The organism is Capnocytophaga sp. oral taxon 336 str. F0502, assembly GCF_000411575.1.
In the GTDB taxonomy this organism is placed as follows: domain Bacteria; phylum Bacteroidota; class Bacteroidia; order Flavobacteriales; family Flavobacteriaceae; genus Capnocytophaga; species Capnocytophaga ochracea.
In genome coordinates this window covers 535,030-554,702 of record NZ_KE150489.1, presented here as the reverse complement: position 1 = coordinate 554,702, position 19,673 = coordinate 535,030, and the positions used below count along the sequence as shown (strand labels likewise).

General features: G+C 40.6%; 13 protein-coding genes. 4 read left to right on the top strand and 9 right to left on the bottom strand.

The features are described from left to right. Positions 1-17: 17 nt before the first annotated feature. The 6 genes from rplU to HMPREF1528_RS05750 form a co-directional block, all read right to left on the bottom strand. Positions 18-644, bottom strand: a complete 627-nt coding sequence (gene rplU, locus HMPREF1528_RS05775) for a 50S ribosomal protein L21 (protein ID WP_009420522.1) — start codon at positions 642-644, stop codon at positions 18-20. Between the two features lie 133 nt (positions 645-777). Continuing rightward, positions 778-1,812 carry a cytochrome d ubiquinol oxidase subunit II gene (gene cydB, locus HMPREF1528_RS05770; RefSeq protein ID WP_016479008.1) on the bottom strand — a complete coding sequence of 345 codons (1,035 nt, stop codon included), beginning with the start codon at positions 1,810-1,812 and terminating at the stop codon, positions 778-780. 12 nt (positions 1,813-1,824) lie between these two features. After that, positions 1,825-3,171, bottom strand: coding sequence for a cytochrome ubiquinol oxidase subunit I (locus HMPREF1528_RS05765; RefSeq protein WP_016479007.1), 1,347 nt, complete (start codon positions 3,169-3,171; stop codon positions 1,825-1,827). 267 nt (positions 3,172-3,438) lie between these two features. Continuing rightward, positions 3,439-4,926, bottom strand: a complete 1,488-nt coding sequence (locus tag HMPREF1528_RS05760) for an LptF/LptG family permease (RefSeq protein ID WP_009409927.1) — start codon at positions 4,924-4,926, stop codon at positions 3,439-3,441. Next, positions 4,927-5,574: a LolA family protein gene (locus HMPREF1528_RS05755; protein ID WP_002670855.1), complete on the bottom strand. Its 648-nt coding sequence runs from the start codon at positions 5,572-5,574 to the stop codon at positions 4,927-4,929. Between the two features lie 75 nt (positions 5,575-5,649). Next, positions 5,650-9,990: a translocation/assembly module TamB domain-containing protein gene (locus tag HMPREF1528_RS05750; protein WP_016479006.1), complete on the bottom strand. Its 4,341-nt coding sequence runs from the start codon at positions 9,988-9,990 to the stop codon at positions 5,650-5,652. A 1,239-nt stretch (positions 9,991-11,229) separates the two neighbouring features. Between HMPREF1528_RS05750 and HMPREF1528_RS05745 the strand changes: the two genes are divergently transcribed. Further along, positions 11,230-11,976 (top strand): murein L,D-transpeptidase catalytic domain family protein, encoded by a 747-nt coding sequence (locus HMPREF1528_RS05745; protein WP_016479005.1) that lies wholly within the window; start codon positions 11,230-11,232, stop codon positions 11,974-11,976. 88 nt (positions 11,977-12,064) lie between these two features. Here HMPREF1528_RS05745 and hemA read toward each other — a convergent pair whose 3' ends face one another. After that, positions 12,065-13,309: a glutamyl-tRNA reductase gene (gene hemA, locus HMPREF1528_RS05740; RefSeq protein WP_016479004.1), complete on the bottom strand. Its 1,245-nt coding sequence runs from the start codon at positions 13,307-13,309 to the stop codon at positions 12,065-12,067. 158 nt (positions 13,310-13,467) lie between these two features. Continuing rightward, a complete protein-coding gene (locus HMPREF1528_RS05735) occupies positions 13,468-14,388 on the bottom strand; it encodes a dimethylarginine dimethylaminohydrolase family protein (RefSeq protein WP_009421148.1) in 921 nt (306 codons plus the stop codon). A 117-nt stretch (positions 14,389-14,505) separates the two neighbouring features. Between HMPREF1528_RS05735 and hemC the strand changes: the two genes are divergently transcribed. Beyond that, positions 14,506-15,372, top strand: a complete 867-nt coding sequence (gene hemC / locus HMPREF1528_RS05730; RefSeq protein WP_016479003.1) for a hydroxymethylbilane synthase — start codon at positions 14,506-14,508, stop codon at positions 15,370-15,372. A gap of 73 nt (positions 15,373-15,445) precedes the next feature. Here hemC and gyrB read toward each other — a convergent pair whose 3' ends face one another. Continuing rightward, a complete protein-coding gene (gene gyrB, locus HMPREF1528_RS05725; protein ID WP_016479002.1) occupies positions 15,446-17,422 on the bottom strand; it encodes a DNA topoisomerase (ATP-hydrolyzing) subunit B in 1,977 nt (658 codons plus the stop codon). A gap of 797 nt (positions 17,423-18,219) precedes the next feature. Between gyrB and deoC the strand changes: the two genes are divergently transcribed. Both deoC and HMPREF1528_RS05710 read left to right on the top strand, forming a co-directional pair. Then, positions 18,220-18,882 (top strand): deoxyribose-phosphate aldolase, encoded by a 663-nt coding sequence (gene deoC, locus HMPREF1528_RS05715; protein WP_015782573.1) that lies wholly within the window; start codon positions 18,220-18,222, stop codon positions 18,880-18,882. Then, positions 18,882-19,646 (top strand): exodeoxyribonuclease III, encoded by a 765-nt coding sequence (locus tag HMPREF1528_RS05710; protein ID WP_016479001.1) that lies wholly within the window; start codon positions 18,882-18,884, stop codon positions 19,644-19,646. Before deoC ends, HMPREF1528_RS05710 begins: the two co-directional genes overlap by 1 nt. The last annotated feature ends 27 nt before the right edge of the window (positions 19,647-19,673 follow it).

Below are 19,673 nucleotides of genomic sequence, written 5' to 3'. Positions count from 1 at the left end.
ATTTTTAGGTTTAACAATTATTTTACGATACCACCGTTCAACTCGTCTTGCCATTTTTTAAGTTCGTCCCATTTGCCGTCAGCGGCTAATTGAGCTTGAGCTGCCCAAGTTTGAGGGTCTAAGTGTGCCAAGGTTGAACTTGTTTCTGATAGAATGGTTTTGATTTCTTCAACTGATTTCTTAGCTAATTTAGCAAAGGTGTCTACCCCTGCTGCTACTAAGGCTTCTGCTGCTTTAGGCCCAATACCTTCTATCTTTTTCAAATCATCAGCTTTTGCTGACTTAACAGGAGCTTTTTCTGTCTTAGGTTTTGCTTGGGTACTTTTAGCACCACTTGCAACGATGTTCTCAATTACAATTTGCGTAAGGAACTGACGATGTCCGTTCTTAACTTTGTAACCTTTACGTCTTTTCTTTTTGAACACGAGCACTTTGTCGCCTTTCAAATGTTTCAAAACCTTTGCTTCTACGGAAGCTCCATTTATAGCTGGGGCGCCTACAGTGATGGTTCCGTTGTTATCTAAAAGGAGTACGTTATTAAACGCTACTTTCTCTCCTTCTTGATTAGGCAAACGGTGAACAAACACTTTTTGGTCTTTGCTAACTTTAAATTGTTGCCCTGCTATCTCTACAATTGCATACATAGCTTTGTTATTTAATAATGGTTTAAATCGGGCGCAAAAGTACGAATTATTTTTTACCTACCAAAATAAAAGAGAGAAAAAGTTTTAAAACCTTTTCTCTCTTTCTTATTTTATAGTGCCTATAAGGCTTGTATTAATAACTGTTTTCATCAATCTCTACTTTGCCCCAGAATACTTTGTAGGCGAAATAGGTGTAGAGAAGCAATAACGGCGCCCCTATCGCAGTAATAGTGAGCATAATCTCTAATGATTTTTGAGAAGCTGCTGCGTTGTATACGGTAATACTATTGCCTGTTTCTAAAGTAGTTCTCAAGAAAGTAGGGTGCAAATTCAGTGCTGCTATCACCATAAAAAAAACGATGGTGAGAATAGTACCCACAAAAGCCTTTTTATAGTCTTTTTTCTTCATAAAGAAAGCTACGCTTAAGATACTGAGGAGCAATAACGCAGGGAATACTTTCAATGCAGTGCTATTAGCAATATTTTCAGCTAAATGAGGAGTGAGCATACTGTAAATCGCTACTGCTGTAAACACTACCAAAAAGCCGAGGTATGCATAGTTAATGCGTTTCTCTATGCGGTGGTGCATATCACCGTGAGTTTTGAGAAGCAAATACAAACCTCCGTGTACCATAAAGAGCAAGAGTGTCATTACTCCTACAAGTAATGCATAAGGGGTAAGGAAAGTAAAGAGCGCTCCTCCGGTATACTGAAAGTTCTCGTCTAACGGAAGTCCTTGTAGTACATTGGCTATTACCACGCCTAAGAGCACAGGCAATACGATGCTACACACGCTATATACGGTATCCCAAGTGTTGCGCCAACGGTCGCTGTCTTCTTTGCCACGTACCTCAATAGCTACCGCTCTAAAAATAATAAAGGTGAGGAAAAGCATAAAAGGCGTGTTCATAGCCGAAAACAATTCGGCATACATTAGTGGGAAACCAGCAAAAATACCAGCTCCTCCAATTACTAACCACGCCTCATTACCGTCCCATACAGGACCTATGGCATTCAGAGCTACGCGGCGTTCTTTTTTCTTGTCGAAGAACAAATGCCACGCTCCAGCGCCGAAGTCAAAGCCGTCTAAAATAGCATAGCCTGTAATCAAAAATCCTATAATGATGAACCACCACGTAGGGTAGTCGATTCCTAAAAATGTTTCCATATCTGTATAATGTTATGCTGTTTGTAATTGTTCTTGAGTTTCGTGTTCATCTATACCGTGAACGATTTTCTTGTTCATCAAGTAGATGAATAGAGCGAAGAGGATGATATAAATAACGGTGAATAAGATAATCGCAAAGAGTATTTGGTTAGCCGATACCGATTTAGAAAGAGCTTCGCTCGTGCGCAAGAGTTTGTACACTATCCAAGGCTGGCGACCCATTTCGGCTGCAAACCAACCTACTTGATTACCTATTTGTGGCAATAGTACACTCCATACAAAAATATGCAAGAGCCAGCGTTTGTTGTATAATTTACCTCTCCACAATAAGAAAGAAGCATAGAGAGTGAGTGCGATGAGAAACATACCAATAGCTACCATTATATGATAGAATTGGAATACAGCATTCACTTGTCCTGGACGGTCTTCCACTGGATATTGGTCAAGACCTGTCACAGGAGCATCAGCATCAAAATGCACCATATAGGAAAGTCCTTTAGGAATACTCAACCCGTGAGTTTCCTCATTCTTTTTGTCTACCCAACCAATAATGTAAGCATCACCAGGACCTGTTTTGAAGTGCCCTTCCATAGCTGCTAACTTCTCAGGCTGGTTTTTAGCTACACCATCAGCTGAGCTGTGTCCTGAAACCAATTGCAACAAGCACACAATGGTACCGATGATAAGAGTTACTTTAAAGGCTTTTTTAGAGATTTCTACGTGGCGACCTTTGAGTAAATACCAAGCGTGAACGCTCAATACCAAGAAAATACCAGCCAAGAACGCTCCTTGCCACACGTGCCATATACGGTCTATGCTCGAAGGATTGAACACCATCGCCCAAAAGTCGGTGATTACGGCTTTAGCTTGCATACCTTCGCCTGCAATTACATAACCTGCGGGGGTTTGTTGCCAGCTGTTGGCTATTACTATCCAGATAGCTGAACACATAGAGCCTAACCACACCCCAAGGGTAGCCAAGAAGTGCCATATAGGCTTTACTTTGTTCCAACCGAAAAGTACAATACCAAGGCAGGTACTTTCAAGTGCGAAAGCAAAAACACCCTCAGCCGCCAAAGCACTACCGAAGATATCACCTACATAACGCGAATAGGTAGCCCAGTTGGTACCAAATTCAAATTCCATTACAATCCCTGTAGCAACACCCAAACCAAAGGTAAGTGAGAAGATGCGCGTCCAGAAGCGGGCGAGCGTGTCATACTCTTTTTTACCAGTGCGTAGGTAGATACCTTTAAAGGCTACCATTAGTAGTCCAAGCCCTATACTTAAAGGCGGATAGATGTAATGGAAGGCAATCGTCAGTGCGAACTGCACCCGTGCTAAAATTTCTGTCTCCATATGTCGAGTAATTTAATTAGTGAAATATGCGACAAAAGTACACTATATGAGTAATATACCAAAAGAAAAGTAGAAAACGGATATTAATTTATATTACATCTAAATAATATAGCTCTTTCTCTACTCTCATACCTAACTTATCGCTAGCTTTACCTCTGATGATTGGTTTTATCATTTTTTTTCGGTATTGTGATGTTATAAAAAATCAATGGATACTCAATACTCTGAATATCCATTGATGAACTTATAATTAGATATTATCGATTTTTACTTGTTCTTTTTAATTTTCCCTTTTATTTCTTTCACTTTGTCTTCTACAAAGCGCATTAGCTTATTGGTAATAGGGAAATTGAACACTTCTTTATCAGTAGTAACCCTTGTAGTGAGGTAAATACCCAAAGGCAGAAGTATCAAAGCAGGTATCCACGGTGCTAAGGCTGGGTTGATAGTGTTGTTCTCAGCTATATTTTTCATAAACATTCCTATAAAATAATAAGCTAAGAACAGTATCATTGCTATTACCAAAGGCATACCAATCCCTCCTTTGCGAATGAAAGCTCCTAAAGGTGCCGCTACGAAAAAGAGCACAAAACAAGCTACCGTAAGAGCAAACTTATCGCTGAGATTTAAAATGTGTAAGTTCATTAACTTATAGCGATATTCAAGGTCGCTTTGCCGGAACTCCACATTGTCTAACTGAGCTTGGTTGGTATTGATAGCCATATCAAGTACCATTGATTTTTGTGTGTTGTTCAGTTTGTTAAAGAGCTCTCTCACCGAAGTAATCTCCTTAGCAGGTTTAGGCTTCTCTTGTTTTTTTACTTCGGAAGAAGGGGATGTAGAAGGGGCTACTGAGAAACCTGTACGGCGAAACATATTATTGCCATAGTCAGTAATATTCTGTTTGAAATCGGTGCGGAGTGAGTCGATAGCGTAATTAAGCTGTCCTACATTCATCATACGATAGGTAGTAGCATCGGTTTTCTCGTTAAAATCTACATTGTTCAAATGCGAAAGGTCAAGATTGATGATGTATTTTTTAAAGTATACCTTGGCAAAAGGTTCTTTTTGTTGGGCTTCATAAGAGTTGGTTTTAATATCCTCGTAATAAGTCCCGTCTTCCAAAATAAGCTGTAAGAAGTTGCTATTAGTCTTAGAACTCTTAAGTTCTCCTCGCTTGGCATTGATTACAGTGCGATTTACTTTATCTGGAGTCTTTTTGTGAATGAGCACATTCTCTAAAAACTCGTCATTATCACCTCTTTTTTTCCCTACTTTTATGCTTATATCCTCCCCTATGTTAGAGAATACTCCTTCGGCTATAGCCATAGCAGGCTTCACTTTGGCAATGTTCGATCTAAGGGTATACACCTCGCGATAAGCTACTGGAATTACATTATTGGCTAAAAAGAAAGTGCCTAAACTCAGTAATGCCATCAGTATAATCAGCGGACGCATTACGCGCATTAGCGAAATACCTGAGGCTTTCATCGCAGCAAATTCATAGTTTTCGGCAAATGCCCCAAAGGTCATAATAGAGGCTATTACCACTGCCAAGGGCATAATGATAGGGATAAGTTGCGGAATAAAATAGATTAGAAACTTGAATATAATCCATAACTCCAAACCACGCCCCGCTAGCTCATCAATGTATGTAAAGATAGTGTGGAATACAAAGATAAGAACAAGTATAGAGAGTGCTCCTAAAAAGTTAGTAAGGAACTGAGTGATAATGTAGCGGTCTAATATCTTCATCTATAATTCACTGATAGTATAGCCGTCTTTTTTGTACTTCTCGCGGTCGAATTTAAAGATATTGTTCGAAATAGGCTGGTTTGTTTTAAAAGTATTCACTGTGATAGTGGTTTTAGTACCGTTCTTTCCTATTTCAATAAGGTTGTAGATGTGTTTAGTTTGTATATCTATCCCCAACAGAATTTGCTTTACATCAGTATTAGCTTTCTGCGGTTTTAGCTCTACATATTGTATTTTGCGCCCGCGTACATTTTGCTGTATATCCCATTTGTACTTATAACCTTTCTTATAGAAGGTAAGCATTTTTGAAGGAGTAATGGCATTGTCGTCATTAGCGTTTTTCTCTATGGTTACTTCTTCATTCTCGGGTACTATGGTATAGGTCTTATGACCATCGTATATTTTAGTAGCCCCCAGATAATTCAGCACATACTTGTTTTTGGCAATGGTTACATTACCTTTGGTTTCCTGATTGATATTCTCAGCAATATTATCGAGGTTATACTTAAAATCTATATAGATATTATTGTAAGCAACCATCTTGTTGTACACTTCGTCCAATAGCTTTTTTGCCTTGTCTACTTGCTGGCTATGTGCCTGAAATACGCCTAAAAATAAAGCAAAAGCTACAATAAATATTCTTCTCATTTCTAGTGTTTTTAATGATTTAGTCTCTGTCTAATAGCAATTATTGTTCCAAAGTTTTATTGCGATAAATATTTTTTACTTCTCTGTCTTGGGTTCTATCACTTTGCCTCCCTTTTTAAATATCTTTTGCATCAACCCTTTAAAGGTATTAAAATCTACCGAATAGGTCAGTCCTACCCCTTGGGCATACCCTATACGGTCGAGCATATACTGTTGCCATTCGTTTTCTCGGTTGAATATTTTAGCCGTCAGGCTACCATCGGAGTTTAAGCGGAATTGTACCTCTACGTTACCCGCCACCGCCGTACGGCTCACTCCTCCCACAGGGATACCCACTTTGGCATTCACACTCGCCCAATCGGTGATTTGGGTAGAGACAGTAAAGCCCAAACGGTCACTGTTGATGTCGGACGAACCGTCGTTAATCCCCGCTTCGTACGATACTCCCAAGTTCAGCTTGTTGTCTTCGTCCGAGAGCAATTGGTTAAACAAGCCTGCTGCCGTTTCAAAGAGGTTGTAAGCTACCAAACGGTTATCGGTATTCTTTTCGCTCATAAACGAACCCTGTGCCAAGAGCGAAAAGGCTTGCAACTGCTTGCGGTCTTGGTCTTCAAGTTTGTAGTTGAGCTCCGATACCAAACTCGGACTACTATCAGGAAAAGTAATGTCAAACAAGGTTTCGGGGCGCATCAATTCTCCTTCTAATTTGATGATTACCTGAGTGTTGATTTTCCGGTTATACTGGGTGCTTTCCAATAGCGTACTTGGGTTCGCACTGAGGTTATAAGCCGCTTTCAAGTCGCGCAAAGTGGCTCTTAGCGGGTCGCCACTCCAAGAAATAGACCCCCCTGGGAGCACCGTAAAACGCTTGTCGATGATGTTTTCGTACTTGAAATTATAAAAGCCCGAATAGGTGATAAAGTCCCCCCACATATTGAACTTACCGTTGGTATTGATTTCAATAAGGAGCGTACCTGCCCCACGCCCCACAAGGTTACTACCCGTTTTTCTATCCATCACAATTTCCACTTCGGCAGTAGGAAGAATATCAAGCTCAAAGTTCAGTTCTAACCCCTTGATAGACTCCAATTCTCGGTTAATTTTTACTTTTTTATCGCCCTTCTCTACAAAAGTGATAAACGAGTCATCGCCCACACTCTCACTATCGCTGAGCGGTATTTTGAAGGACGTACCCTCTTCGGTCTTCGCATTTACCTTAATCGCAATTTCGTCCAATGCTCCTTTAATGCTCGCATTCCCTTTGATAAAGGCAGTCCCGTAGAACAGCGCATCATCAGTATAAGGGGTATTGAGCACCATAAAGCGCTTGCCAAGGGTTTGCAATCTTAGGTCTAAAAACCAATCTAATAGTTTGTTATGCCTAATCGAACCATTCAGTTTGGCTTGTGTTTTATAAGCGGTATCGGTCAGTAGCCAGTTGTCTATATCAAACGTTTTGTTGTTTACCTTTATCCGTGCACCTTCCTGAATATCAGTGTTGAGTTTCAGGTACGTAATCCCCACACCTGCTTTGTGCAAGGTGAGTTCGCCGTCCATCAGTGGGTCGGTTACGCTACCGTCTATCTTCACTTGCCCCGACATCGTGCCTCTAAGGTTGTAGAAGATTCCCTCCAAGAACGGATTAAAAGGCGAGAGCTCAAAGTCTCTAAAATAAGCCGTAAGGTCGAGCAAAGTACCCCGCTTCTTGTCTAAGTTAATTTTCCCTCTCGTAGCAAAGCCAAGAGCCCGCCCGTTAGAGAAAAACGCCCCTACATCAAACGACGACAAATCACTGTTACCAAAGATACCCACTTCCAAATCGCCATAGTCATAGCCATTCAGTTTAAAATAGCGTATAAAAAGGTCTGCCGAAGGGTAATATAAGTTCCCGCGTTGAGTAAGCGACACGTTACCATTGAGCGTTCCCGTGAGGTTGAGCCCTTTGATTTCGGGTACTATCTTGTCCATCGCTACGTTATGGGCAACTAAGTGCAGGTTCTTATAATCTTTGGTAGTGATGAGCCCACTGAGGTTCATATATTGGTTTTGGTGCGCCATCTTGAAGTTGCTCACCTTAATCGTATCGGCAGTGCGGTTGAGCACAATCTTGTTGTACTCATTCATCGCATTCTCGCGGTTGATATACCACGCATTGCCTTTGAAGTTTATCAGTGATTTCTTAATCCCTATAATCGACTGTTGTTTCTTGTTCAAAGTATGGTAGAAATTCAGCTCATAAGTATCTCTGCCGGTATCTCCCCCTTTGAACTCAGTACGGAAGAAAAGCGTATCTTTGATAGTGGTATTAATCAGGTTAAAATCTTGAATGGCATACACCCCAAAATCGGCTTTTTTCACTTCAAAATAAGTATTGTACAGCGGGTTTTTATTGTCTATTTCAAGACTGATACTGTCTATCTGAGTGCCGTATGCATTCACGCTGGGCGACTTCATTTGGAACTTAAAACTCCCTTTATCGGCATCTATATTCCCGTTGATGAAAGTGTTTCTGCCTATCTTCACTTTGGGCACAAACACTTCTACTATCTTGTTGTAAATATCAAAATGGAAGTCTACGTACTGGTTTTTCTCTATCTTATACGGGTTGTATTGGGCATAGATACTTCCCACGGCATTTTGCATTACCTTTTTTAGCTCAGCTAACTTGAACTTTCCTCTTACATTCCCGCTCACAATATCAGGCGAATTAATCGCGATTTCTTTCACTCCATTGTTCAAGGTTGAAACGACCTCGAAGTCTTTAAAGGTAAAACTTCCTGCTGAATTGATGTAATTGGTGTGTTTAAATGATATTTTACCCACAATATCGTCCAACTGATTGCCCGAAATGTCTATCACTACCTTACCACATAACTGCGATACACTGTCCATTTCCATAAAGCGTAAAGCGTGCAAATCGGCAATAGCAATATCCGCTTGAAAGTCAAATTTGTTGTTTCTGCCCGATAGGTCAGCAAGTCCGTTGAAGTTCATTGTAAGGTTCGGGTCTTTTGCGTCTATTTTGCCGTTAAACACCTGATTCCTAAACTCCCCATTGATACCTATGCGCTGGTAGTTATAACCGTTGTAGCCCACCGAATGAACCGTGCCATTGGCGTAGAGTTGCATAGTTTTAAAGTTCAATCCTTGTCCGCGCACTGTCATATCGGCAGTGAGTGCGCCCATAGTCGGGTCGTCTAAAATCTTGCCCAAATGAAACTGATTCGTAGTGAGCGAGCCTCTAAAAGCCGTTTTATCGGTATGGGTAAGGTCTTCCAAAGAGCCGTCAATATGTGCTTCGCCGTCATTGGTTTTCAGCAGTACATTGGCTTGTAGCGAAGTAGTTCTGTAAGCAAAATCACCTTCTACTGAAAACATCCCTAACCTTTGTAGTTCCGCTGGAATATTTTCACCCAAATCCTTAGGCATTAAGTAAGCCAAATCGTTATAAATGCTCTCGGCATATACACCTTTGCCTATCACGGCTATATTAGCGTGTTCTGCTAATAGGTTTTGGAAAGTTAAATCTCCCTCTATAAGTGTGTTCTGATAAGATATTTTCCCCTGCGGAATAGTAAAGTTGTTCAGCGTTCCTTTCATCGTTACGCCCTCTAACACAATGTTTCTACCTCCGTTGAAACCATTGTAAAAAGCGTTCAAATCGGTAGTGTTTACCGTAGCTTTGGGCAGATTAACGTCAAAGACTACCTTATTCACAAAATCGCCAAAACTACCGTTGTGAGAGAACATCGTTATAGTACCCTGAATGTCCGTCAATGCCGTTTGCAGTCGCAAATCCTTGGCTTGCATCAAGCTATCGGTATAGCTGAACTGTGTATTTAGGTGGGTAACATTCAGTTTGTCATCAAAGCGGAAGTTCCCTTCTTGCATCTCAAAAAACACTTTGCTACCCAAGATTTTAAAGTCATTTAGCTTAGTGTTCAGATGGTCTACTTTCAAGATAGAAGGGTTGGCGTTATTCTCGTCCGAAATACGGCAATAGCTGTCTTTTAGCTTGATGCTTTTTGCCTTCATCACAAACTTGCCCGTGCTGGGTTCCCCCGAATCGAATTTGTTTACAAACACGTCCAAGTTAGACAAAGTATCGCCCTTATGGGTTTTCATATTGAAAATGAGACTATCACCCTTTATGTGTCCAAAGTACAAATTACCGTCAAACAGCTGTTTAAAGTCTAAAATAGAAGTCGTGAGTTTCTTTGCCGAAATAAGCGTATCTTGCTTGTGGTCGCGAATAAGCACTCGTTTGATATCCACATCCCCGTTGATTTTCAGATGTATGCGCTCTATATTCAGGTCGATGTCAAAATCTTCATTCAGGTAGTTCACCACCTTTTTAGCGATGAAGGTTTGGGTGGCGGGTAAGGTCAAAAGCAGAGCCGTAACCCCAAGTAACACAAGGGTTATAAGGAAGAAACGGACAAGTATTTTTCGTAATCTTTTGATAGAATGAGTTCTTTACTGCTGACTTAGCGTGCAAAGATACGAATAAAATTGAAAAGCAAAAAAAGATATACTGAAAAAATACCCAAACACACTAAAATAGCTTCTTTTCTCCTTCATCTTACCCCCGCTTTATCTTCATTGTACCTTCACTTTATCGTCATTGTACCTCCGCTTTATCTTCATTGCGCCTTCATTTTATCTTCATTGTGCTTTTACTTTATCTTTATTGTACTTTTACTTTATCTTCATTGTGTCTTCATTTTATCTTCATTGTGCCTTCACTTTATCTTCATTGCGCCTTCGTTCATTCATCACCTGTCCGTATGGCTCGCATCGTCTTACCACCACCGCAATCCCCTTTTGAAGAAAGTCCGCATTTGTCATTCGTCATTTCTCCCCCTTTCCCGTCACTACACTCCCCCTTTTCTGTCATACTCCCCCCTATTACCTATGCCCTAAGATTCCACACCACCCATTTTCTCATTTTCAAATTTGCTAATTCCCTAATTATCCCTTCTCCTTTCCGTCACACTCCCTCCTAGTGCCTATGGCCTAAGGCCTATCACCTCTTCCTCTTTCTTTCGCCTCGAAACCCCGTTTTTAACATTTTTAGCATCGCTGTATTATATTATGAATCAACTTTTTACACACCCTTTCTATACCAATCGTCCAAGATTCGTATAAGCTTCCTATAAGCTCTCTATAAGCTACCCCCACCCTGCTTACACCCTTTTTTCACCAAAATCTCTCCCTCTCCTCTTCCGAACTTCTCCGTTTCCTTCCGAACCCCATAACAGCCCTAACACATCGCTTTTTCATCTCAAACTTTGGCAAAGTTTAAAACTTTGCCAAAGTTGAATAAACTAACAATCCCTATTTTCTCATTTCCTCATTTTCTCATTTCCTCATTTTCTCATTTCCTCATTTTCTCATTTCCTCATTTTCTAATTTTTGGCATTATCAACATCAAATTGGTACAATTATTGCGCTATGGTGTGGCTGAAAAATACTGCTATCAACCATCACAAAGGCTATTACGCTACTTCTTATGGGTATTGTGGAAATTATTCAAACGTGTTAAATAAATGTTAAAGTGTCACCTTTCTGATACAACGTAAAAAAAATATACTACCTTTGCACCCGCAATGAATTCTTATTTAACAATTAAAAAATGTTTCGAACAACAACACTATGAACAAAAAGTATTTTTTCTTATTCCTTATTTTTGTATTAAGCAGTTTTTTGTATTTCGTACACGCCCAAAATTCCCATCTTAGCAAAGAAAAACTATTAGCCTTAAAAAAAGTCGAACTTAACATTAAAGATTTGTATAACGAGCTAAACGCCGCCCAATACGACCTTAGCTTCGAAGCTTTTCGCTACGCTTATATAGGCTATCAATCTCTCAGAAAGCAACACCGCTTAAACGAAAAAGACCTCTTCTCTATTATTGATTTTACAAAAGATAGTAGCTCTAAGCGCTTTTATACCATCGACTTAGAGAAGATGAAGATAGTGTATTACACCTATGTAGCACACGGTAGAAATAGTGGAGAAATAAAGTCCTCCTCTTTTTCAGATGCGATGGAATCTAACAAAAGTAGTATAGGCTTTTACATTACAGGTGCCACTTACATCGGTAGTAAAGGATTTAGCCTAATGTTGTACGGCGATGAAAAAGGCTATAATAGTAACTTAGCCAAACGTGCAGTAGTTATCCACACTGCCAATTACGCCAATGAAAATTATATAGCTCGTACGGGGCGTATGGGCAGAAGTTTAGGTTGCCCTGTATTGCCCGAAAACATATATAAACAAGTCATTGAAACTATCAAAGAAAAAACAATGATTTTTGCTTATTACAACGATGCAAAATACCTCAGCTCCTCTAAATACTTAAATGTTTTAAAACTTATTGACGACGAATCCGTCTTCTAAATAAATTTTGATTATCCTTATCTGAATACTTAAAAAATAAAAAAGACTGCTACACAGCAGTCTTTTTTATTTTTCTTATATAGATGTCTTATACTTCTAACTGAAACACCTCTTGTACCCAACTGATACTTTCATCTATTGACGAGGTATCTTTCAAGTGATTTACAAATTGCGTGGTTATCTTCTGAATGATGCGGTTACTTATCATTTCAGCTTGTTGCTCGTTAAAGTTTTCAATTTTCTTTCGCTGGAAGTCCATTTCAGCTTCTTTAAGGCTTTCAAGTTTCGCTTTTAACGCTTTGATAGTAGGCGCAAACTTGCGGTTGTCTAACCATTGGAAAAACTCTTCTTTTACCTCTTCTACAATCTCCAAAGCCTGTGGAATCGCTTCTTTTCTACGCTCTAAGGCTTCGTCTTTGCGCTTAGAAAGCTCGTCCATATGCAAAAGGGTTACATTGGGAAGTGTTGCCACTTGTTCCTCCACGTTCTTAGGAATAGAAAGGTCTAAAATGAGTATCGGTTGAGCCGGATTGATAAAATCTTTATACACCGTAGGAGTAGCAGCCCCTGTGGCGACTATGAGTACATCAGCTTTGCTAATTTCATTTCGTAACTCGTTAAAATCTTTAACTATTACATTAAACTTACCCGCTATTTGTTCTGCTTTCTCGCGCGTGCGATTGATAAGAGTAATATGTTCGTTCTGAGTGTGCTTGATGAGGTTCTCGCACGTATTGCGACCTATCTTGCCTACACCAAAGAGAAGAATATTCTTTTGCGACACCTTAGGTATATTCTGCATAATATACTGCACCGCCGTAAACGATACTGAGGCTGCCCCTGAAGAAAGCGCCGTCTCGTTCTTGATACGCTTGCTGGCGTTAATAACACAATTCATCAATCGCTCCAAAAAAGCATTGGCGAGACCTTTGTCGCGCGAGAGATTAAAGGCTTGTTTTATCTGCCCTATAATCTCAAAGTCCCCAAGAATCTGGCTATCTAAACCTGTACCTACTTCAAAAAGATGATGCACAGCCTCTTTGTTTTTTGTTACGTAACCCACTTTCTGAAAATCATCTACCGACCCATTAGAATTTTCACAGAGCAGTTGTATCAGCTGAAAAGGGTGTTCGGCATAACCATAGAGCTCCGTACGATTACAAGTAGAAATCACCAATAGCTCCTCAAAGCCTTCACTTTTAGCTTGGGAGAGCAATTGGTCTTTGTTTTCAGGGGTAAGACTAAACATTCCACGCATCGTTGCATCAGCTTTCTGGTAGCTGAGCCCAATGCAGTAAAAGGTTTTATTCTTAGATATAGTGGGTTGTGACATAGTTTTTTAGTAATTGATACTATCAGTAGTTGTGTTTCGCAAGCGCAAAAATAATAAGTTCGCCGTAAATCACATAAGATACGACGAACTTTTATTCTAAAAAAATAAAATATGTAAACAATCTAAATAATTAGTCTTTTTGTCATTTTGGTTATTTGTTAATTGCCACAACGACTGAGAGGCAAAGTAGAGCACCTTAGCAATCCCTCTTGTTTGGCAATCTCGGCATACGGAATTTCCTCTACGGTAAAACCTTGTGAGCGCAACCAGTTATTCAAGCGTGTAAAATTCTTTTCAGAAACCACCACCTCTGGGCTAATAGAAAAGATGTTGCTAAACATATGGTACATTTCCTCTCGCTCTATATGAAAGAGATTCTCTTTGCCAAAGAGGTCTACCAAATACTGATAATCAGCTTCACAACGGAAACCGCCTTTGTAGATAATTCCTTTGTCTTTACCAATCGGTTGGAAGCAACAGTCGAGGTGGAGGGCATTATCGCGCGCCTCAGTTTGTGATTTCACCAAATCAAACTCCTTTACCTTTTTCTGAGGAAAGAGCTTTTGGATAAAAGCCACCCCTGCTACATTAGTACGAGCTGTGATTTGCTGTTTATAATCTTCCCCTTTATAAGTCCCGATGAAAATATGGTCGTTCCAGGGCATTACATCGCCCCCTTCAATATGTACATCAGCAGGAGGGGTAATCACTTTTTTAGGGTCTATTTGTTTTACGATGTACTCAATAGCCTGAAATTCTTCTTGTCTATCGGGTAGTATATTAGCTTTGATAAAAGTATCTTCAATCACAAAACCGATATCGCGAGTGAATATCTGGTTGCAGTCAGTAATGATTTCAGGGCGATAAACGGTTACGCCGTATTTTTGGAGTACTGCACAAAAAGCGTCCATTTCAGCAACCATATCCTTTTCTATGGGATAAGTACCCGCTTTGATATGCTCCGCCGATTTAGGGTCGTAGGCTTCTTCGAGCTTTGGAGTAGGTCCATTGCTAGTAGCTGTGCCTAAAATCACAGTTTCTAATTGATCAGTTTCGTTTGTAATATGTAATTTTAGCATATTAATATTGTCTTGTTTTGGGCAAAGATACAAATAATTTGGTAATTAGCAAATTTATCAGTTCTCAATTGCTAATTGATAATTATTTTGTACTTTTGTCGCTCTAAATTCAATACAATGAACACCATACGTATAGGTACACGCGATAGTGAGTTGGCTCTCTGGCAAGCTAAAACGGTACAAAACCAATTAAAAACCTTAGGCTATCCCACTGAGATAGTAAGCACTAAATCTCACGGAGATATAGAGCTAAGCAAACCGCTCTACGAAATGGGAGTTACCGGTATCTTTACCAAAGCGCTGGATATTGCCTTGCTCAATGGCGAAATAGATATTGCCGTACATAGTATGAAGGACGTACCCACGGCTTTACCTGAAGGAATCGTCGTAGGGGCAGTGCTCAAGCGCGGAAATCCTCACGATGTATTAGTATACAAGGGTGACCTTTCGTTTTTGGAGGCTGAAATAGCAACTATAGCCACCAGCAGTTTGCGACGCAAGGCGCAATGGTTACACCGCTACCCGCATCATAATATAGAGAGTTTAAGGGGAAATGTAAATACCCGCTTGCAAAAACTCACCGATAACCCTTGGAATGGGGCTATCTTTGCTGCTGCGGGCTTGGAACGCATTAATAAATTACCTGAAAAACACTTGGTACTGGATTGGATGCTACCTGCACCTGCGCAAGGAGCTATCGTAGTGGTGGTGCGCGAGGATAACGTAACCTTGCAGAAAAAACTACTCCCTCTCCACGACGATTATACTTATATAGCTACTCAATTAGAACGCGATTTTCTTCGCACTTTGGAAGGTGGCTGTACAGCACCTATTGGAGCTTTTGCTGAGTTTAAAGATGAAAAACTCTACTTCAAAGGAGGCTTGTGGAGCGAAGATGGCAAAGAGTCTTCAGTAATAGACGAAGTTCTCACTCAAATAGATGAATATACGGGAGAAAAACTTGCTACAATGGTAAGAAGTTAACGATTAATGGTTAAAAAAAAGCGCAACACTTGGTTACAAGTGTTGCGCTTTTTTATTGCTTGTTATACTATAACTACGCATCGATTTTAGCGTACTTAGCGTTTTTCTCAATGAACTCACGACGTGGTGGTACTTCATCACCCATCAGCATAGAAAATACGCGGTCGGCTTCAGTAGCGTTGTCGATGGTTACTTGGCGAAGGGTGCGGTGTTCGGGATTCATAGTGGTATCCCACAACTGGTGATCGTTCATTTCACCCAAACCTTTATAACGCTGGATATTCACATTGCCCATTTCAGCTGAAAGCGCATCGCGTTGTTTGTCGTTCCAAGCATACTCTTCGCGTTTGCTGTTTTTGCTTTTTACTAAATAGAGCGGTGGTGTGGCAATATACACGTGTCCGTTCTCTATAAGTTCTCGCATATAGCGGAAGAAGAACGTAAGGATAAGAGTAGTGATGTGCGAACCGTCTACATCGGCATCACACATAATAATCACTTTGTGGTAACGGAGCTTGCTCAAATTAAGAGCTTTGGCATCTTCCTCAGTACCCACAGTTACACCCAAAGCGGTATAGATATTCTTAATTTCATCGCTATCGAACACCTTGTGTTGCATTGCTTTTTCGACGTTGAGGATTTTACCTCTGAGGGGTAGTATCGCTTGGATATCTTTGTTACGTCCTTGTTTAGCTGTACCGCCCGCTGAGTCTCCTTCGACAAGGAAGAGTTCGCATTTTGCTGGATCTTCTTCAGAACAGTCGGCAAGTTTACCAGGAAGACCGCCACCACTCATCACGCTCTTGCGTTGTACCATCTCACGAGCTTTGCGCGCTGCTTGACGTGCTTGAGCAGCCAAAATCACTTTCTCGACAATGGTTTTGGCATCGTTAGGATTTTCTTCGAGATAATCTTCGAGCATTTGTCCTACGGCTTGAGATACGGCTGAGGTTACTTCGCGGTTACCGAGTTTGGTTTTTGTCTGTCCTTCGAATTGAGGTTCGGCTACTTTTACCGAAATGACAGCGGTAAGCCCTTCACGGAAGTCATCACCTTCAATCTCCACAGGGTTCTTTTTATCTTTACTCATCTTCTCGAGCAAGCCTGATTTATCGGCATAGGCTTTGAGGGTACGAGTGAGCCCCATACGGAAACCTTGTAGGTGAGTACCTCCTTCGGAAGTGTTGATATTATTGACGTAAGAGTGTAGGTTCTCGTTATATGAATCGTTGTAAATCATAGCGACCTCCACAGGGATACCATTCTTTTCACCGTCCATAGCTATCACGTTTCCGATGATAGGCATACGGTTGCCATCGAGGAATTTAACGAATTCTTTTAGTCCGTTTTGTGAATAGAATTTTTCGGTGATAAAGTTACCTTTTTCGTCTTTGTTGCGAAGGTCGGTAAGGGTGATAGTAATTCCTTTATTTAAATAAGCGAGCTCGCGAATACGGGCTGCGAGGGTATCGTATTTGTATTCAATAGTTTGTTCAAAAATTACTTCATCGGGGTGGAAAGTAACCTTAGTACCGCGTTTATCGGTGTTGCCCACTTGTTTTACAGGGTACATCGCTACCCCGCGTTGGTACTCTTGTTGCCATATTTTGCCGTCGCGGTATACGGTAGCAGTAAGATGGTCGGAAAGGGCATTTACGCAGGAAACTCCTACCCCGTGCAAACCACCCGATACTTTATAAGAACCCTTGTCGAACTTACCTCCGGCACCGATTTTAGTCATTACCACTTGAAGGGCAGAAACGCCTTCTTTCTTGTGGACATCTACTGGGATACCGCGACCGTTGTCTTCCACGGTGATAGAATTATCCTCATTAATGGTTACCGAAATAGTATCGCAATAGCCTGCGAGCGCTTCGTCGATAGAGTTATCAAGCACCTCGTATACAAGGTGGTGTAACCCGCGCGTGCCCACATCGCCGATGTACATTGAGGGGCGCATACGCACGTGTTCCATTCCTTCAAGGGATTGGATATTGTCTGCTGAATATTCAGCTGAATTTTGTTGTTCGTTATATAATTCTTCTGCCATAATTTTAATATCGAATCAAGGGTGCAAAGGTATGAATTAATTTATTAATGAGCAAATTTTATAATAGATAAATAAAATTAGAAAATGAGAGAATGAGAAAATTAGAGAATTAGGAAATTTGGAAATTAGCAAATGGGTAGTGATAAAAAAGGTTTTTTGACGAGTCTGACTTGTCGGACAAATTGGACTGGTCTTAGTTATCGGATAAAAACGAAAAATATAAAAAGTGTGTTGGAAGGATTTTTGGTGAAAAAAGAGTGTAAGAAGGGTGGGGTTAGCTTATAGAGAGCTTATAGGAAGCTTATACGAATCTTGGACGATTGGTATAGAAAGGGTATATTAAAAGTTGATTAATAGTATAATACAGCGATGGGAAAAATGTTAAAATCGGGGTTTCGAGGCGAAAGAAAGAGGAAGAGGTGATAGGCCTTAGGCCATAGGCACTAGGGGAAATGTGACGGAAAAAAGAGAAGAAATAACGAATGATGAATGACGAGAAATGTGACGCAAAAGCAACCACGATATTGTAAATCAGAGATAATCACTCTTTTTAACCCTTAGATTCGCTTTACTATCTTTGTTGTTAGAAAAAAAATATCTACCTTTGCCAAAAATATTTAGAGCTACGCAGGCGGAAATTGTAAGATTTCAAACAGAAGTAAGTGCGTTAGACTTCCCTTTACTTACAACTATTAAGAAGAAAGTTGTAATAACACGAGTGTAAGAACAAATAAGAATTGACAATAAGGAAAGAATCGGTTGGATTCTTTTCAGTTTTAAACTTTAACTAAAACAATATGGAATTAAACAAACTAATTGACCACACGCTTCTAAAAGCAACGGCTACCATTGCGGATATTGAGACCCTTTGCAAAGAAGCAGTGGAGTACGATTTTTATTCGGTATGTGTGAATAGCTGTTATGTAACAACAGCTAAGAAATTTTTAGCAGGCACTGATATCAAGGTGTGTAGCGTAGTAGGCTTCCCCTTAGGAGCAATGTCGGCTAAAGCAAAATACTTTGAGACGGGTGAAGCTCTCTCCGATGGTGCCGACGAGATTGATATGGTGCTAAACGTAGGCTTGTTAAAATCTGGTGAAGTGAACAAAGCGTTAGACGAAATTATATCGCTGAAACGCTGTGTAGGTGAGAATAGAGTGCTAAAAGTAATCCTCGAAACCTGCTACCTCACTGACGAAGAAAAACGCTTGGCTTGCCGTATGGCTCTTGATGCTAAAGCGGACTTTGTAAAGACCTCTACAGGATTTGGCTCAGGAGGAGCTACCCTTGCTGATGTGAAACTAATGAAAGAATGTGTGCAAGACAAGGCAAAAATAAAAGCCTCAGGAGGTATACGCGACTACGAAACAGCTATGCAGTACGTGAACTTAGGGGTACAACGCATTGGTACATCGAACGGCATTGCTATCTTAAAAGGAGAAAAAGGAACAGGCTACTAATGAAAATTATCAGTTATAACGTAAATGGCATTAGGGCAGCGCTTACGAAAGGCTTTGCCGACTGGCTGAAAAGCGCTAACCCCGATGTGTTGTGCTTGCAAGAGATTAAAGCTACAGAAGACCAAATCCCTACGGAAGTTTTTTCGGAATTGGGCTATAAATATCAGTATTACCACAGTGCAGAGAAGAAAGGTTATAGTGGCGTAGCAATACTCTCTAAAATAGAACCTAAGCACGTGGAAGTTGGTACGGGTATCGACTATATGGACAGGGAAGGGCGGGTGCTTCGCGCCGATTTTGAGACGCTATCAGTAATGAGTCTGTACTTGCCCTCAGGTACAAACCCTGACCGCCTTGACTTCAAACTGACTTTTATGGCTGACTTTCAAAAGTACATAGACAAACTGAAACAGAAGGTGCCTAACCTCGTTATCTGTGGTGACTATAACATCTGTCACGAGGCGATAGACATTCACGACCCCATACGAAATGCCAATGTATCGGGCTTTCTTCCCGTAGAGCGCGAGTGGTTAGATAAGTTTATGAAGAGTGGTTTTATTGATAGTTTTCGCTATTTCCACAAAGAAGCACATCAGTACTCGTGGTGGAGCTATCGCGCGAATGCTCGCAACAACAATAAGGGTTGGCGCATCGATTATCACTTGGTATCTGCTCCCTTAGAAAACCGTATGGAGCGCGCACTTATTCTCCCCGAGGCTAAACATAGCGACCACTGTCCTATCTTATTAATGGTTAATGATTAGTGGTTAATGATTAGTGGTTAATGATTA

Bases quoted from the DNA above. Each gene is read 5' to 3' on its own strand.
- HMPREF1528_RS05760 (WP_009409927.1), bottom strand. From the start codon at position 4,926: ATGAAGATATTAGACCGCTACATTATCACTCAGTTCCTTACTAACTTT.
- HMPREF1528_RS05755 (WP_002670855.1), bottom strand. From the start codon at position 5,574: ATGAGAAGAATATTTATTGTAGCTTTTGCTTTATTTTTAGGCGTATTT.
- HMPREF1528_RS05765 (WP_016479007.1), bottom strand. From the start codon at position 3,171: ATGGAGACAGAAATTTTAGCACGGGTGCAGTTCGCACTGACGATTGCC.
- HMPREF1528_RS05735 (WP_009421148.1), bottom strand. From the start codon at position 14,388: ATGCTAAAATTACATATTACAAACGAAACTGATCAATTAGAAACTGTG.
- hemC (WP_016479003.1), top strand. From the start codon at position 14,506: ATGAACACCATACGTATAGGTACACGCGATAGTGAGTTGGCTCTCTGG.
- gyrB (WP_016479002.1), bottom strand. From the start codon at position 17,422: ATGGCAGAAGAATTATATAACGAACAACAAAATTCAGCTGAATATTCA.
- hemA (WP_016479004.1), bottom strand. From the start codon at position 13,309: ATGTCACAACCCACTATATCTAAGAATAAAACCTTTTACTGCATTGGG.
- cydB (WP_016479008.1), bottom strand. From the start codon at position 1,812: ATGGAAACATTTTTAGGAATCGACTACCCTACGTGGTGGTTCATCATT.
- HMPREF1528_RS05710 (WP_016479001.1), top strand. From the start codon at position 18,882: ATGAAAATTATCAGTTATAACGTAAATGGCATTAGGGCAGCGCTTACG.
- rplU (WP_009420522.1), bottom strand. From the start codon at position 644: ATGTATGCAATTGTAGAGATAGCAGGGCAACAATTTAAAGTTAGCAAA.
- deoC (WP_015782573.1), top strand. From the start codon at position 18,220: ATGGAATTAAACAAACTAATTGACCACACGCTTCTAAAAGCAACGGCT.
- HMPREF1528_RS05745 (WP_016479005.1), top strand. From the start codon at position 11,230: ATGAACAAAAAGTATTTTTTCTTATTCCTTATTTTTGTATTAAGCAGT.